The sequence below is a fragment of the Mycobacterium sp. NGS69 genome (assembly GCF_059812165.1).
The window spans coordinates 665,983-680,891 of sequence record NZ_JCALCD010000003.1 but is presented as its reverse complement, the minus strand read 5'-3'; the positions used below and the strand labels follow the sequence as shown (position 1 = coordinate 680,891).

The following is a 14,909-nucleotide window of genomic DNA, read 5'->3' as shown; positions in this document are numbered from 1 at the left end:
TAATGGGCTGATGATCGGGTCGAATTGGTGCGAACAAAAAGAACAGGAAACGGCCTATTAGGTTCTGCAGATCGACCAAGAGCTGGTTAAACCACTTGCCCACCGGGTTGGCGGCAGCGCCGGCGACCGCGCCCAGGGGCTACATAACCGCGGCGTTCGTGGCCTCAGCGGTGGTGTAGGCCGCCGTGCCGGCCTGCAAGTTCTGCGTGAACTGCCGGTGAAAGGCCTCCACCTGCGCGGCGAGCGCCTGGTATTCCTGGCCGTGCGCGGAAAGTAACTGCGCAACAGCGGCCGATACCTGGTCAGCGGCGGCGGCGGGCACCGTGGCGGTCGAGCCGGCGGCCGCGCTGTTCGCGGCGCTCAGCGTCGAGCCGATATTCGCCAAATCCGTTGCGGCCGTGCTGATGAGCCCTGGCGCCGCGACCAGACCCGACATGCCCGTCCTCCTAGCGCCTCATCGAGCCATTTCGAGATGGCAAAAGTATCGCGCGAAAGCCGCGATTTTCACAAGTCGCCTTCCTTAGTTACCCGGGCGGCAAGAAATCACCGGTGCCGAATTTCACTCTTATCTGCTATCCGGCGCCGAAATGGTGGTTGCGCTCGCCGAGGCGGGCGCGCAAGTCTTCCTCGAAGGAGACGACCGCGGGATTGAGCCGCTCGGCCCGCATCCGCTGCAGAGTCGGGTAGCCGGCGTCGCGCTCGGCGTCCCACTCGTCGGCGAACTTGCCCGACTCGATGTCACTGAGCACCTCGCGCATCACTTGCGGGACGTCGAGGCCGTCGTAGCGATCCGCCCGTGACATCTGGCCGTACTGGCTGGTCGGTGAGTGGTAGCGCATCTGGCCGGCGTAGCCCTCGAGCCGCAGCAGCCGGTAGCTGCGTTCGACCTCGCCCGAGAGCACCAGCTCGGTGATGATCGCCTCGAGCGGGATGCCGGCCCGGGACATCAGGTCGACGAAGCTCTTGGAGACCCGTCCCATCGCGGGGGCGAGCACCTGCTCCACCGCGAGATCCAGGACGGCCTCCTGGCGCGGCGTCATCTCGATGGCGCCCTGGCGCAGGCCGCCGATGGCCCGGCCGATGGCCAGCGTGCGGGCCAACGCCGTCCCGGAGTTGTCCTGCTGGATGCCGAGCGCGGTGATGAACCCGACGCCCTCCAAGTAGCACTCGCGCACCTCGGGACCGAGCATCCGTGGGGCGACCATGCCGAGGTCGCAATCGGGGTCGATTCGGTCGAACGCCATCACGTAGCCCGACGCAAGCACCCACAGCGCATCCGGCTTGGGGGCGATGGGCAGCTCGGGGATGACGTCGTCGGGGACGAGGGTGCAAATCACGTCGCACTCGCTCGCCGCCTCGATCTCGCGGGGGTTGAAGCCGTCCGCCTCGGCCTGATCGCGGGAGGCGTCGGCCCGGGCGAAGACGTCCACCGCGAGGCCCGAGTCACGCAGGTTGAGGGCCCACGACCGGCCCTGATTGCCGTACCGACGACGGCAACCCGCTGCCCGTCCAGCACCGAGAGGTCGGCGTCGGACTCGTAGTAGATCGTCGTCATCGCACTTCCTCCTTGCCTGTCCCCCCACGATGATGCGCCCAGGGCCACAGGCACGAAAATGTTGGTTTTCAAACAGGCCAGATTTGTGGTACTTTCGTCCTGTTTCTCACCGGGGGATAGACGAATACCGGTGGGAGGCCATCGATGTCGTTTGTGCTCGCGGCGCCGGACATGGTGACGGACGCGGCAAGAAATTTGGCGAGCCTCGGCTCCACTCTCAGCGCCGCCAACGCGGCGGCAGCAGCATCCACGACGGCCGCGCTGGCGCCCGCCGCGGACCAGACGTCGGCGGCCGTTGCGGCAATTCTTTCCCAGCACGCGTCGGCATATCAGGCGCTGAGCGCACAGGCGGCGGCGTTTCACGCCGAGTTCGTGCGCGCGCTCGGTGGTACCGGCGACGCGTACGCGGCCGCCGAGCAAATCATCGCGCGGGAAGTGCGGGGTGCGATCAACGCGCCCACGGAGCTGCTGTTGGGGCGCCCGCTGATTGGTAAGGGAGCCGATGGGACGGCCGCCAGTCCAAACGGCAGGCCGGGTGGGCTGTTGTTCGGCAACGGCGGCACCGGCTATTCGGAGAAGGCCCCCGGGGTGGCCGGCGGGGCCGGCGGTGCGGCGGGGTTGATCGGCAACGGGGGCGTCGGGGGTGCCGGTGGGGCCAACGCGGTTGGCGGGGCCGGCGGTCGCGGGGGGTGGCTGTGGGGCACCGACGGGCCCGCCGGCGTCGGCTCATTGGCGAGTGGAACCGTGCCGCTGCAGATGAACGGTGTCTTCGCGACGGTCGGCGTTTCCGTCAACGGCGGGCCGAGCGTCCCACTGACGGTCGACACCGGATCCAATGGCCTACTCATCCCGTTCTGGGACGTCGGACTGCGGCAGCTCGGCCTGCCCACGCAAATCGGTGTCGTTACCTACGGCGAAGGGGTCGCTTTTATCTACCTCACGTTCAACGCTCCGGTGAGTTTCGGGAACGGACTGCTCACCGCGCCGACCCCCGTCAGCGTCGAAATGTTCGAATTCCCAATATCTCTCAATGGCCTCGGGCTCATGCTCACCGGCAATGTTTTCGCCGGGGGAGATGGCATCTTGGGTATCGGATCGAATGCGGTGGGCCCGGCCAGCTCGGTGATCACGGCGTTGCCGGGCCCGCTCAACCAGGGTGTGCTGATAGACGAGCCCGAGGGCTACTTGCAGTTCGGTGCCAATCCGCTGCCCGGCATCACCGTGACCGGGGCCCCGGTTACTGCGTTTGACGTACGAGTCAATGACGGGCCGCTCCATCAGGTTCTCGCCCTGGTCGATTCCGGCGGCGATCGCGGATCCATTCCGTCGTCCATCCTGGAGACCGGGCAGACCTCCGGACCCTTGCCGGCGGGAACGACCATCTCGGTCTACACCCACGGCGCCCTGACGCCGCTGTACTCGTACACGACGACCGCGACCAACAGCCCACAGGTCGTGTCGGGCCAAATGAATACCGGGTACATGCCCTTCACGCAGGGGCCGGTGTACATCAGTTACAGCCCCAGCGGCGTCGGGACGATGACGTTCGATTTCTGATCGCGGGCGGCTGACCCAATGTCAGTAAATCCGTAAAATCGCGTCATGAGGCTTGTCGCGATAAGCCTGGCAACCGCCGCTCCCCTCGCCGCGGCGTTGACGATTGCCCCGGCGGCGATGCCCTTTCCGCTAGCGATTCCGGCGGCGTCGGCGGCATGCCCCGACGCCGAAGTGGTTTTCGCTCGCGGCCGAGAAGAACCGTCCGGCGTCGGCGCGGTCGGCGACGCGCTCGTCAATTCGCTGCGCGCCAAGACGCGTATGTCGGTCGGCGTTTACGGGGTCAATTACCCCGCCAACATAAGCACCGGAAGTGGCGCCAACGATATGAGTGCCCACGTCCAATTCATGGCCAAGAATTGCCCGAACACTCGCCTCGTGCTCGGCGGCTATTCGCTGGGGGCCGAGGTGGCCGACCTCGTCACCGGTGGCCGTTCGGGATTCGGATTCACCAACCCGCTGCCGCCGGGTGTCGATCAGCACGTAGCCGCGGTAGCGCTGTTCGGCAACGGCACCCGGGGAGTCGGCCCTGCTTTCGCCGGTAAGACGATCGATCAGTGCGCGCCGGGCGACCCCATCTGCGGGCGAGGCCTGAATTGGCCGTCGCATCTGCAGCCGTCGTACATCGACTCGGGACTGGTGGATCAGGCCGCCGGCTTCGCTGCCGGCAGGCTTTAGGACGGCTAGTGGTGGCCGCCGCCACCTGAGCTGCCGCCGCCAATCGAGCTGCCGCCTGAGCTCCCGCCGCCAATAGAGCTCCCGCCTGAGCTGCCGCCACCGATGGAGCTACCGCCGCCGATGGAGCTGCCTCCGCCAGTCGAGCCGCCGCCGCCAAGGGAGCTACCGCCGCCAAGGGAGCCGCCACCGCCGACCGGCCCACTGCTGCCCGGGCTGGCGCCGCCGCCAATCGGTCCGCCGCCGGCGGGGGACATGCCACCGCCGACGGATCCGCCGCCGGCCGGGGGTGTGGCGCCGCCGACCGGTCCGCCGCTCTCGGGGGGCGTGCCGCCCGGGGTCCCGTGGCTTGGAATGGGGCCCGTGACGGGTCCGCCGTTCTCGGGTGGTGTGCCGTCAGGGTTCCCGCGGCTCGGGCCGGGGGCGGTGACGGGTCCGCCGCTTTCGGGAGGCGTGTCGCCGGGGTTGCCGGGGCCGGTGCCGGGTCCGGCGCCTTCCGGAGGTGCGCCGCCGGGGCTCCCGTGGCCGGGGCCCGGGCCATTGGCAGGCCCGGCGCCGGCGGGATTGCTCGGAGGCATGCCCTCCGTGCCACCGGGATTGGTGCTCGGCCCGTGCCCAGGCGGAGTCTGGTGGGGCGGCGGCGGGACGTGGGCCGGCGGCGGCTCGGCCGGCGGCGACGGATGCGGCGGCGCCTGGATAACGGGTGGGCTCGCTGGCGGGTCGGGGAACCAAACCGGCGGAAGCGGGCGCGGCGCTATCGGCGGGACCACTACAACGGGAAACGGCACGGCTGGCGCGGCCGGAACCGCCGCCTCCGGAACGGGTGCCACTGGAATCGGAGCCGGCGGAACCGGGGCCGCGGGAGGAGGGGCCGCCGGAACCGCGGCCGCCGGCACCGGCGCCGCCGGCTGCGCACCCGCGGGCGGACTCAACGGCTTGGGTGCCTCCGCCTTCGTGGCCGCCACTTGCCAAGGCGCAGGCGCGAATACGTGCTCCGCCGGGGCAAGGAGATTTTGCAGCGGCGCGGGCAGCATTCCGACGGTTGTGTGGACGCCAACCGACAGGGCGATCTCCAACGCCATCGCCGCGCTGATGGCGGCGACCGCCACCGCGCTGCCGACCAGCAGGCCCGGCCTGGAACGGGGCTCGCTTTCATCCTGATCGCCGGCGTCCATGATGACGGTCGGGGCGCTGGCTTCGTCATCTTCCACTGCGCTATAAGCGAATTCGTCGTCGCCAAGCCCGGCATCGGCGATGCGCAGATAGTCGGGCAGGGTATTCGCGTCGAGCGCACCGGTGCCCGGGTCTTGCGCGTAGGCCAGCGCGGCGGTCGAGGACGCAAACAACGGCGCATTTGCGGACGCCAGGGCCGCCCCACGGGCCAGCGCCGTCTCCGGCTCTTCCGGCGTGCTCACGCTGAGCGGCGTCGCCTCTTCCAGCCAGGGCTTGATCGGGGCGACATCGATACCGGAGCCAATCACGAATAGGCCGTCCGGGCCGTCTGACAGCTCGACGAGCCCGGCGACCATGTCCATCAGCTTCGCCGTCGTGCACGCTCCGGACGCGCCATCCAACGGTTCTTTCCGGACATCGGCGACTGACCCGTCGGAGGTCTCGACAACGGCCAGCGTCGCGGTGTCGGGCTCCACGAAAAGCACCGCGGTGCGCTCGTAACCCATTGCGCCACCGACAGATTGGGTCAATGACGTCGCGGCCAGAAACGTCGACACCAGCATGACGTTCTCGAGCTTGTGGGCGGCCAGCGTATCGCGCACCGCTGTGGCTTCGAGCTGGTCGGTGCAGGCCACCCCGACGGCGGACAGTTCGATGCCGGCACCGACCGCGTCCTCGCGGGTGCCCAGAATGGCGGCGATCGCCCGATCGGACGCGCTGACGGTGGGCGAATCGTCGGCGGCTGTGACCGCGAACTCTTTCTCGTCTACCGTTGCGCCATCGGCATTTTCGCCCTGCAGCAGCACCATCTGAACCGAGTCTGGCGCCAGCGAGACTCCGAGCACGATTTCCACGACGCGCCTCCCAGCATTTCGGCGGCCGGTCACCGCCTAATCGATCGTGGCCGGGGAAGCTGTATCAGGATCCTGGCGAAGCTGTGTAGGCCTTAAGAACCCCAGGCCGGGCGGGCTAGGGTCGGCTGGTGCGCAGGACCATCGACTGGGACGGCGACGCGGTCACGATCATCGACCAGACCGCGCTGCCGGCCGACTATCGCGAGCTCACCCTGCGCACCGTCGACGAGCTGATCGACGCGATCCGCCGCTTGGCCGTGCGCGGGGCCCCGGCGCTCGGCGCGGCGGGTGCGCTCGGCGTCGTGCTCGCGGTCCGCGAGGGAGGCGACGTTCGGGCGTCTGCCGAACGAGTCGCCAAGGCGCGACCGACCGCCGTCAACCTCAGCTGGGGAGTCGCGCGCGCTCTCGAAAAGCTCGACGCGGGAGCCGACGCAGTGCTCGCCGGGGCGCTGGAAATCCTCGACGAGGACGAACGCCTCAACCGCGCCGCCTCCGCCCACGCCGCCGAGATCGTCCTGGAACTATGCGATCGCCGGCCGTTGCGGCTGCTCAGCCACTGCAACGCCGGGCACCTCGCCACCGTGGCCTGGGGCAGCGCGCTCGGGGTCGTCTGGCACCTGCACGAGCGCGGGCTCGTCGAGTCGGTGCTGGTCGACGAGACTCGCCCGCTGCTGCAGGGTGCCCGGCTCACGGCGTGGGAGCTGGCGCAGGCGGGCGTGCCCTACCGGGTGCAGCCGGACGGCGCCGCGGCCGCAGCGATGGCACGCGGCCTCGTTGACTGCGTGCTCGTCGGCGCCGATCGGATCGCGGCCAACGGCGACGTCGCCAACAAGATCGGCACTTACGGCCTGGCCATCGCCGCGCGCCATCACGGCGTGCCGGTCGTCGTGGTCGCGCCGTCGTCGACGATCGATCTGTCGTTGGCCACCGGCGCGGAGATCGCCATCGAGGAGCGCGCGCCCGACGAACTCCGGACGTTCGGCGGCACCGCGATCGCGCCGCCGGACGCGGGCGTCTTCAATCCGGCCTTCGACGTGACGCCGGCCGAGCTCATCAGCGCCGTCGTCACCGAGCGGGGCCGCTACCGGCCGTCGTGACGCTGGGCCGCGGTTTCAGGATCAGGCTCGCCACGACGGCGACGGCGCCGATGGCGGCGCAGAGCCACAACCCGGAGTGGTAGCTGGCCGCGGTGCCCGCCCCGACAACCGTTCCGGCCCAGGCGAACCCGAGCGAGCCGCCGATGCCGTAGGAGGCATTGGCGATTCCGGGCAGCGATCCCGGCTCGTCCGCGGGCGCCTGCAAGACGCCCAGCGCGCTCATCGGGGTCAGCGCGATGGCCAGCGAAAGCCCGCTGCGCGTCGGCGGCTTCGGACTGCCCAACCACGCCGTTGGCGACCATGGTGTCATCCATGGGCCGAAAAGATCGAACCATCGACTGCGACATTGGGCTGTGACCCGGGATCAGATGATCGCCTGCTCCTGCAAGCCCGCGATCCGCGCCGCGTCATAGCCCAGTTCGCCCAGTATCTCTGCGTTGTGCTCGCCGATCAGCGGCGGCGCGCTGCGGATCGTCGCAGGCGTCGCGCTCATGCCCGCCAGCGGGCTGCCGATCAGGTCGACCGATCCGGCGGCGGCCCACACATGCGGCGTCGTCGCGCGCAAGCCCCGGTGCTGCACCTGCGGATCGTCCCAGACCTCCGCCAGATCGTTATAGCGCGCGGCCGGGATCCCCACGCTATCGAACTTCGCCTGAAGCTCCTCCGTCGTGAACTGCCGGCTCCACTCGTTGATGATGTCGATCAACTCCGCGCGATTGGTCTTGGCCCGCTTCGCGTTGGTGTCGAAGCGCGGGTCGGCGTAGAGCTCGGGCTGGCCCATCAACTCCGCCATGCGCCGCCAGTGGGCGTCGCTGCCGGCCGTAATGTACGTCATGCCGTCGCGCGCATGGATGAGGTCGGCGGGGCCGCCGCCGTTGCCGCCATTGCCCAGACGCTCCGGCTGGACGCCGTTGATGAGATAGTCCTGCATGATGTGGCAGATCATCGCCACGGAACTGTCGAGCAGCGCCATGTCGATATATTGACCCTCGCCCGTGCTGTTGCGATGGTGCAGCGCGGCGAGGATCGCGATGGCGCTGTTGTGGCCGGTCACGAAATCGACCAAGCTGGGACCAGCCTTCACCGGCCCCGCGCCGGGCTGGCCTTCGGGGATGCCGGTCACGGCCATCATGCCGCCGCTCGCCTGGAACAACCCGTCGTAGCCCGCGCGCGCCGCCATCGGCCCAGTCTGGCCAAATCCGGTGATCGAGCAGTAGATGAGGCGGGGATTGATCGCCTGCAGGCTCTCATAATCCAGCCCGAACCGCTTGAGGTCGCCGACCTTGTAATTCTCGATCAGGATGTCCGCGGTCTTGACCAGGGCACGCAGGATGTCCTGCCCCTCCGGCTTGGAGTGGTCGACCGTGATCGACCGCTTGTTGCGGTTCGACGCGGTAAAGAATCCGGACTGGCGAAGGTCCTTGCCATCCTTGCCCTCGACCGAGGCAAGACCGTAAGCGCGCCCTTCGTCACCGCTGCCCGGCCGCTCCACCTTGATGACGTCAGCCCCCAGGTCGCCCAGTATCTGCGCGCTGAGCGGACCGGCGAAGACGCGGGTCATGTCGATGACCCGGATACCCTCCAGGGCAAGCTGTGTCGTGCTCATGATCTCCTGCTGCTCGTCCATTTCAAGTCGTGCTGCGCAATCATAGGTTCGCATCGAAGCGCCCGACGCTTTGCGCACCCCATCTATCGGCCGTGGTCGAGAACCGCGCGCGTGACCTCGCCCGCCTTCAGGGCCGCGATCGCCTCCTCGATCCGGTCGATCGGCCAGAGGGCTCCCCCGATCGCGCGCGTTGATCCGGCCCGATCGGATGTCGGCGATGAGGCACGGATGATCCCGGTCCGGGCGCGCGCCGCCGCCGCGCTTCTTGGCAGGTCCTGCCACAACCTTGATGGGCGCAGTCGGAGGCGTACCGGACTCGCGGCAGCACGACCGGCGGGAGTCGTTCGGGGCACGGGCGGGGTATAGGTCCCCTAGGCATAGCGGTGTAGCGGCGGGAGTGTCCTAGTCAGCGTGGAGCCGATGACGGGAATCGAACCCGCGTATTCAGCTTGGGAAGCTGATGTTCTGCCATTGAACTACATCGGCGCGGTCGCTGTGAGCTGCGCAAAGCTTTACAGCGGTGACAGTCTAGCGGCTGAGTGACAAGTCGCTACACAACTCGGCTCGAAAGCAGCCTTGAGTGCGTCTGCTGCACCTGCGAACAGTACGGTTCGCCGACCCCACGACGTAATTCCAGTTGCAGTAGCCGAACGCAGGACGCTCACGAGCGTGACGCGCTTTGGCTCGGCTGTGGCACCGGGCTCAACGGCGCGCGGACGCTGAGTTAGGACTTGTGCTTTTCCGGGCAGTATTCCGCGGTGGCAGCGAGGACGAACAGCCTGGCTTGATTCTGGTCCATCCGCAGTTTCAGCTGGTCGACCTCATCGTTTTGGCTGTACCCGGCCGACAGATCCTGGCACATCGTGCGCCCCATACTCCCGGTCTGCGACGCGTTACCCAGGTGAATGCCGTTCGACGCCAGATAGTTGGTAAATTCTGCGTCCTTGTCGTCGGCGTTGGCGACGGCTGCCGGCGCCAGCAATAGGACCATCGCGGCGCCGAGCATGCATCCGCATATCTTCTTGGTCATTTCCCCACCACCTCCAAGGCTCCACATGACGCTTCGAGCTTCCCTGGGTGGTGTAGTTCCCGTTGCCGGGGGTTTTCTGCTCGCCAGTTCCAAAGTTCAACCAAGCGTTCATCTTTCGTTTCGGCGGAGTTGTCCAAGGTGGGACGGTCGCGCAGTCGCAGCAAACCCGACCAGTCGGCCCGCCCCGATGCGCCACACAAAGCATGTGGCGAATGCCGCAATTGGCGCTGACCTGGTCAATAGCCATTCGATGTTTATTATTCCGTGATCTACCCGTAATGTGCTCGGCGTGGGTCGGCATCGGTTAGCCAAGAAGCGGCGAAAGTCGCCAGTAGTCCTGGCTGCGCTGCTCGCCCCCGCCACCATCTTCTTCGCCGCCGCCGGTGACGTCCGTCCATTACCGGCGCGCGAAGAGGCAAAGCCCGTTATCAGCGATGTCGAGCTGTGCTGCCTGCAAATCGTCACCGTGGCAGCGAATACGTCGGGCAAAGCCCCCGACACCCGGCTAGCCGCGGCGTCGAGGTACCACACGCGGTCGCGCTTCCTGCCCGTCGGGATCGCGCCGGAGCAGGGCCTGCAGGTCCGGACGATCCTGGTCGAACGGGCCATCAGCGTGGCGTTCCCGCAGATCCACCAGATTGGCGGCGTGCGACCGGATCCGCTGCCCTGGCACCCCATGGGGTTGGCCATCGACGTGATGATTCCCGACCCGGGCAGCTCCGAGGGCATCGCGCTGGGCAACGCGATCGTCGCCTACGTGATGAGGAACGCGTCGCGCTTCGGCATCCAGGACGCGATCTGGCGCGGCGTCTACTACACGCCCGGCGGAGCGCAGGCCAGCAGGCTCGGCCACTATGACCACGTCCACGTCACGACCACCGGCGGCGGCTACCCCAAGGGTGGCGAAGAGTACCTCGCGGACTGAAGCCAGGGCGACGGCCTGGTAGCAGCGGATAGGCTCAGCGGGTGCTGCTCTCCGATCGCGATCTTCGGTCCGAAATCAACTCGGGCCGCTTGGGCATCGACCCGTACGACGACACGTTGGTGCAGCCGTCCAGCATCGACGTCCGCCTCGACTGCATGTTCCGGGTGTTCAACAACACCCGCTACACCCACATCGACCCGGCGAAGCAGCAGGACGAGCTGACCAGCCTGGTGGAGCCCGTCGATGGCGAACCATTCGTGCTGCATCCCGGCGAGTTCGTGCTCGGCTCGACGCTGGAACTTTTTACCCTGCCCGACGACCTCGCGGGGCGCCTGGAGGGCAAGTCGTCGCTGGGCCGGCTGGGTCTGCTGACGCACTCGACGGCCGGCTTCATCGATCCGGGCTTCAGCGGGCACATCACCCTCGAGCTGTCTAACGTCGCGAACCTGCCGATCACCCTGTGGCCGGGGATGAAGATCGGTCAGCTGTGCATCCTGCGGTTGACGAGTCCGGCGGAGCACCCCTACGGCAGCTCCCACGTAGGGTCGAAGTATCAGGGTCAGCGGGGACCGACGCCGTCGCGCTCGTACCAGAACTTCATAAGGTCTACATAGCTAAGACAGCACTCCGCCACAGCGTATTTACGCGAAGATGTAGTGGTCCGTGGTTACCGCCCCGCTCGACCATGGTTTCGGTCGCAATACCTTTGGAGGGGGTTGTATTGGACATCGTGCTCGGCGTGTCAATGGCACCGGCGTCGATCCAGATGGTCGTCCTGGAAGGCGAAAACGGCGACGGCGCAACGGTCGAAGAGGACGAGTTTGACGTCACCGCGGCCAACGATGCGGCCACCACGAGCGCGTCCGACCAGGTAGTCGCCGCCATCCTGGGCACCCGCGAAGGCGCGGCCGACGCCGGCCTGGAGCTGTCGGCGATCGGTGTGACGTGGACCGACCAACTCGAGGCGGCCGCGTTGCGTGACGCGCTGGTCGCCCACAAGATCGAGAACGTCATGCTGGTGTCGGCGTTTCTGGCCGCGGCGGCGCTGGCCCAAAGTGTGGGCGTAGCAGTCGGTTACGAGCGCACCGCGGTGCTGTACATCGAGCCCGACACCGCAACCCTGGCCGTCGTCGAGACCTCCGACGGTTCCATCGCCGACGTCTACAAGCAACCGATCTATGCCGAGTCCTACGACGACGCCATCACCCAACTCAGCGGGATGATCGCCGGGCTGGAAAAGACGGCGCTGGCGCCCGACGGGCTGTTCGTGGTCGGCTCGGGCGTCGACATCGCCCCGATCAAGCCGGCGCTGGAGGCGGCGACTTCGCTTGACGTGAGCGCGCCGGAGGAGCCCGAGACCGCGCTGGCCCGCGGTGCGGCCCTGGCGTCGGCGAACGCGCCGTTGTTCGCGTCGTCGACCGTGGCGCTCGCCTACGCCCAAGACCCGGGCACCGGCGCCGTCGACCACTACGCCCTTCCCGAATACCTCAGCGTTGGAGGCGAACTGGGCGACGAGCTGGCCTACAGCGCGGTGCGCGACGACGACGCCGACGCGCCGACCGTCCTCATCGAGAAGCTGTTCGTCCAGGAACCAGAGCAACCGCGCCGCAGGCCGGTCCTGCTGATCGGCAGCGGCTTGGCGGTGGTCGGCATCAGCGCGGTGCTGGCGCTGGAGATCGCGCTGGCCGTCGGAATCCGCACGACGGGGACCGTGGCGTTGCGGCCCACCCCGGCCCAAAACCTCATCGTCCCAACGCAACAGGCGCCCGCGCCGGTCGAGGCGGCCCCCGCGATGCCGAAGATCAACCTGCCGCAACCAATGTCGGTGCCCAGGCCGTTGAACGCGCCCGCCCCCGCGCCATTGCCCGCGGCCCCGGCGCCGGTTGCTCCTCCGCTTCCCGCGGCCCCTCCGATCGACCCGGTGATACGGGTTCCGGTCGTGGCCCCACCCGTGGCGCCGATCCCGGTGCCGCCGGTCCGCGTGCCCATTCCCAACCCGGTTATCAGTCCGCCGGTGATCCAGGCGCCGCGCCTGCCGGTGCTCCAGCCCGTTGTGCCCCAACTGCCGGTGCACGTCCCGCAGCCGCAGTGGCCGGTGCCGGGCACCGGCGCGGTTCCACACTCGCCGCCGCACCAGCTGCCCGGGGAAAACCCGCTACCCATCCCGGGTGGCCCCGGCACCGGGCACATCCCGGAGCCGGGCACGGGCCCCGGCGGTGGACCGTTTGGCGGCCGAGGACCGTTTGGCGGTGGCGGTGGCCCCATCCACATCCCCGGCGCAGGCCCCGGCGGCGGTGAGCCCGCCGGACCCGGGCCGTTCGGTGGCGGTGGTGGACCATTTGGTGGCGGTGGCCCCATCCACATCCCCGGCGGAGGCGCCGGTGGCGGTGTGCCAGGCGGTGGTGGTCCGTTCGGTGGCGGCGGGCCGTTTGGTGGCGGCGGTCCGTTCGGCGGCGGGCACGGCGGTGGCGGTCCGATCGGTGGTGGACCGTTCGGTGGCGGCGGCGGTGGGCCATTCGGCGGCGGCGGACACGGTGGTGGCGGCTTCGGCGGGGGTGGCGGCTTCGGCGGGGGTGGCGGCTTCGGCGGGGGCGGCGGCTTCGGCGGCGGCCACAGCGGCGGCGGGCACCACTAGCCGCCGGCCGGCGTTACTCAGCGTTGCAAAACGGTCGACGCACGCCGGCTTGTGCTTAACACCCCGCGGTGGGGCGGGTACGGTCGAGATGTTGGGACAAGCCGAAAAACCGCGCCGCCCCTGGATCAGAATTTCATAATGCCCAGCTAATCCCGGATGTTCGAGGCCGCGCGCTGCTGTGGCCGTAAATCCGTGCTAGCTAAGTACTTAATTGTGCGTCGGCGCATTTCCGCCGTGGCACAGCAAACAAGCCAAGGGAGTTTCTAACCGTGGTGGGCATCGTGCTTGGCGTCTCGATGGCGCCGACGAACGTCCGCATGGTGCTGGTCGAAGGCGAAGGCGCCGACGGGGCCACCGTCGACGAGGAAAAGTTCGACGTGGGCCTGGGTGCTCCCGGCTTAAGAGATCCGGCCACGGCGCCCAACCAGGTGGTCTCCGCCATCCTCGGAACCCGCGAGGGCGCGGCCGAGGGCGGCTACCGGCTGCTCTCGACGGGAGTGACCTGGACCGATCACGTCGAGGCCGCCCAGCTGCGCGACGTCCTGGCCGCGCACAAGGTCGAGAACGTGATGCTGGTCTCGGCGTTCATGGCGGCCGCCGCGCTCACCCAGGCTGTGGGAGATGCGACCGACTACGCGCGCACCGCGCTGCTCTTCGTCGAGCCGTACACCGCGACGTTGGCGGTGGTCGACAGCGCGGACGGGTCGATCTGCGACGTGCACCGCAGGGTTCTGGCCGAGGACGAAGACGAGGCGGTGGCCGAGCTCGTCGAACTGGTCTCGGGTGCCGAGGCGCTGGAAACGCGCCCAGAGGGCGTGGTCGTCGTCGGGTCCGGCGTCGACATCCCGTTGATCAAGCCTGCGTTGCAGGCCGCGACCTCCCTTCAGCTGTCGGTGCCCGACGAACCAGAGATGGCCCTCGCGCGCGGTGCGGCGCTGGCCTCGGCCCACGCGCCGTTGTTCGCGTCGTCGACCGCGGCGCTGGCCTACGCGCTGGACCCCGCCACCGGCGAGGTCGACCCGTTGGCGCTGGCCGGCCAGTTTCCCGGATTGCTGCCCGGATACCAGCCCGAATACCGGACCGTTCCCGAGCCTCCCGACGCCAGCGGCAAGCCCAACGTCGCCTACAGCGCTGTGTCGGACGACGACGCCGATGCGCGCACCGTCATCGGCCTGGAGGAGATCACGCAGCGGCGCAAATCCATTGCGCTGGTCGGCAGCATGCTGGCAGTGGTCTTCATCAGCGCCGTTGTGCTGCTTGAGATTGCGCTCGCGATCAGCATCCGTCCGACGGTGGCGCTGCGGCCCAGCCCGAACGAAAACATCGTCGCCCCGACGCGTCCGCCGGCGCCCGCGCCGGTGCCCCAGGCCCGGCCGAAAATCTCGGAGCCCGCGCCGGTGGCCGCGCCCCATCCCATCGGCCCGCCCGCCGGCGCCCCGGTGCCCGCGGCCCCGCCGGTCCCGGTTCCCGCGCTGCCCCCGCCCGTGTTCGTTCCCGTGCCCCGCGTGCCGGTGCTCGGGCCTCCTGTGCCCCGGCTGGAAGGTGGCCGCGGCCCGTTCGGCGGCGGGCCGGCGCCCCGTGGGCCCTTCGGTGGCGGCCGCGGCCCATTCGGCGGGCATGGCTTGTTCGGCGGGCACGGGCCGTTCGGTGGACACGGTCCGTTCGGTGGGCATGGTCCCTTCGGCGGCCACGGCTTCGGTGGCTTCGGGCGCCGGTAACGGTTCGGCGCCGCCCCCTTGTCGGGCTCCGCGGCTAGGGTGGCGGACTAGGGGCGGGCAATCGGATTGTCAGCGAACCAGTTTGGA

13 protein-coding genes and 1 tRNA gene are annotated in these 14,909 nt (G+C 68.8%); 7 read left to right on the top strand and 7 right to left on the bottom strand.

Annotation, left to right across the window (positions count from 1 at the left end):
- Window positions 1–139: 139 nt before the first annotated feature.
- Window positions 140–436 carry a PE family protein gene (locus tag AC5Y2S_RS12585; RefSeq protein WP_499902948.1) on the bottom strand — a complete coding sequence of 99 codons (297 nt, stop codon included), beginning with the start codon at window positions 434–436 and terminating at the stop codon, window positions 140–142.
- 136 nt (window positions 437–572) lie between these two features.
- Complete coding sequence (locus tag AC5Y2S_RS12580; protein ID WP_499956455.1) at window positions 573–1,583, bottom strand: ketol-acid reductoisomerase; 1,011 nt, start codon at window positions 1,581–1,583, stop codon at window positions 573–575.
- Between the two features lie 116 nt (window positions 1,584–1,699).
- On the opposite strand from AC5Y2S_RS12580, the gene AC5Y2S_RS12575 reads away from it, so the two are divergent.
- Together AC5Y2S_RS12575 and AC5Y2S_RS12570 are read left to right on the top strand one after the other, a co-directional pair.
- The gene (locus AC5Y2S_RS12575) at window positions 1,700–3,112 is read left to right on the top strand and encodes a PecA family PE domain-processing aspartic protease (protein WP_499956454.1); all 1,413 of its coding nucleotides are present in this window, start codon (window positions 1,700–1,702) and stop codon (window positions 3,110–3,112) included.
- A 45-nt stretch (window positions 3,113–3,157) separates the two neighbouring features.
- Entirely contained in the window at window positions 3,158–3,787 is a 630-nt protein-coding gene (locus tag AC5Y2S_RS12570) for a cutinase family protein (RefSeq protein ID WP_499956453.1), read from the top strand.
- Between the two features lie 5 nt (window positions 3,788–3,792).
- Here the strand turns inward: AC5Y2S_RS12570 and AC5Y2S_RS12565 are convergent, their stop codons facing one another.
- Window positions 3,793–5,811, bottom strand: a complete 2,019-nt coding sequence (locus AC5Y2S_RS12565; protein WP_499956452.1) for a DUF7159 family protein — start codon at window positions 5,809–5,811, stop codon at window positions 3,793–3,795.
- A 128-nt stretch (window positions 5,812–5,939) separates the two neighbouring features.
- Here AC5Y2S_RS12565 and mtnA point away from each other — a divergent pair, with 128 nt between their 5' ends.
- Window positions 5,940–6,908: an S-methyl-5-thioribose-1-phosphate isomerase gene (gene mtnA, locus AC5Y2S_RS12560; protein ID WP_499956451.1), complete on the top strand. Its 969-nt coding sequence runs from the start codon at window positions 5,940–5,942 to the stop codon at window positions 6,906–6,908.
- Here the strand turns inward: mtnA and AC5Y2S_RS12555 are convergent.
- The 4 genes from AC5Y2S_RS12555 to AC5Y2S_RS12540 form a co-directional block, all read right to left on the bottom strand.
- Complete coding sequence (locus tag AC5Y2S_RS12555) at window positions 6,877–7,191, bottom strand: hypothetical protein (protein WP_499956450.1); 315 nt, start codon at window positions 7,189–7,191, stop codon at window positions 6,877–6,879. The two genes, mtnA and AC5Y2S_RS12555, sit on opposite strands and share 32 nt — an antisense overlap.
- Before the next feature lie 81 nt (window positions 7,192–7,272).
- The gene (locus tag AC5Y2S_RS12550; protein WP_499956449.1) at window positions 7,273–8,535 is read right to left on the bottom strand and encodes a CaiB/BaiF CoA transferase family protein; all 1,263 of its coding nucleotides are present in this window, start codon (window positions 8,533–8,535) and stop codon (window positions 7,273–7,275) included.
- Window positions 8,536–8,926: 391 nt separating this feature from the next.
- Window positions 8,927–9,000, bottom strand: a tRNA-Gly gene (locus AC5Y2S_RS12545).
- 238 nt (window positions 9,001–9,238) lie between these two features.
- The gene (locus AC5Y2S_RS12540) at window positions 9,239–9,544 is read right to left on the bottom strand and encodes a DUF732 domain-containing protein (RefSeq protein WP_499902955.1); all 306 of its coding nucleotides are present in this window, start codon (window positions 9,542–9,544) and stop codon (window positions 9,239–9,241) included.
- A 289-nt stretch (window positions 9,545–9,833) separates the two neighbouring features.
- Here AC5Y2S_RS12540 and AC5Y2S_RS12535 point away from each other — a divergent pair, with 289 nt between their 5' ends.
- From AC5Y2S_RS12535 to AC5Y2S_RS12520, 4 genes are all read left to right on the top strand, one after another.
- Entirely contained in the window at window positions 9,834–10,469 is a 636-nt protein-coding gene (locus AC5Y2S_RS12535) for a VldE C-terminal domain-containing protein (RefSeq protein WP_499956448.1), read from the top strand.
- Window positions 10,470–10,510: 41 nt separating this feature from the next.
- Entirely contained in the window at window positions 10,511–11,083 is a 573-nt protein-coding gene (gene dcd / locus AC5Y2S_RS12530) for a dCTP deaminase (protein ID WP_499956447.1), read from the top strand.
- A gap of 131 nt (window positions 11,084–11,214) precedes the next feature.
- The gene (locus tag AC5Y2S_RS12525; protein WP_499956536.1) at window positions 11,215–13,104 is read left to right on the top strand and encodes a DUF7159 family protein; all 1,890 of its coding nucleotides are present in this window, start codon (window positions 11,215–11,217) and stop codon (window positions 13,102–13,104) included.
- A 269-nt stretch (window positions 13,105–13,373) separates the two neighbouring features.
- Window positions 13,374–14,822 carry a DUF7159 family protein gene (locus AC5Y2S_RS12520; protein ID WP_499956446.1) on the top strand — a complete coding sequence of 483 codons (1,449 nt, stop codon included), beginning with the start codon at window positions 13,374–13,376 and terminating at the stop codon, window positions 14,820–14,822.
- The last annotated feature ends 87 nt before the right edge of the window (window positions 14,823–14,909 follow it).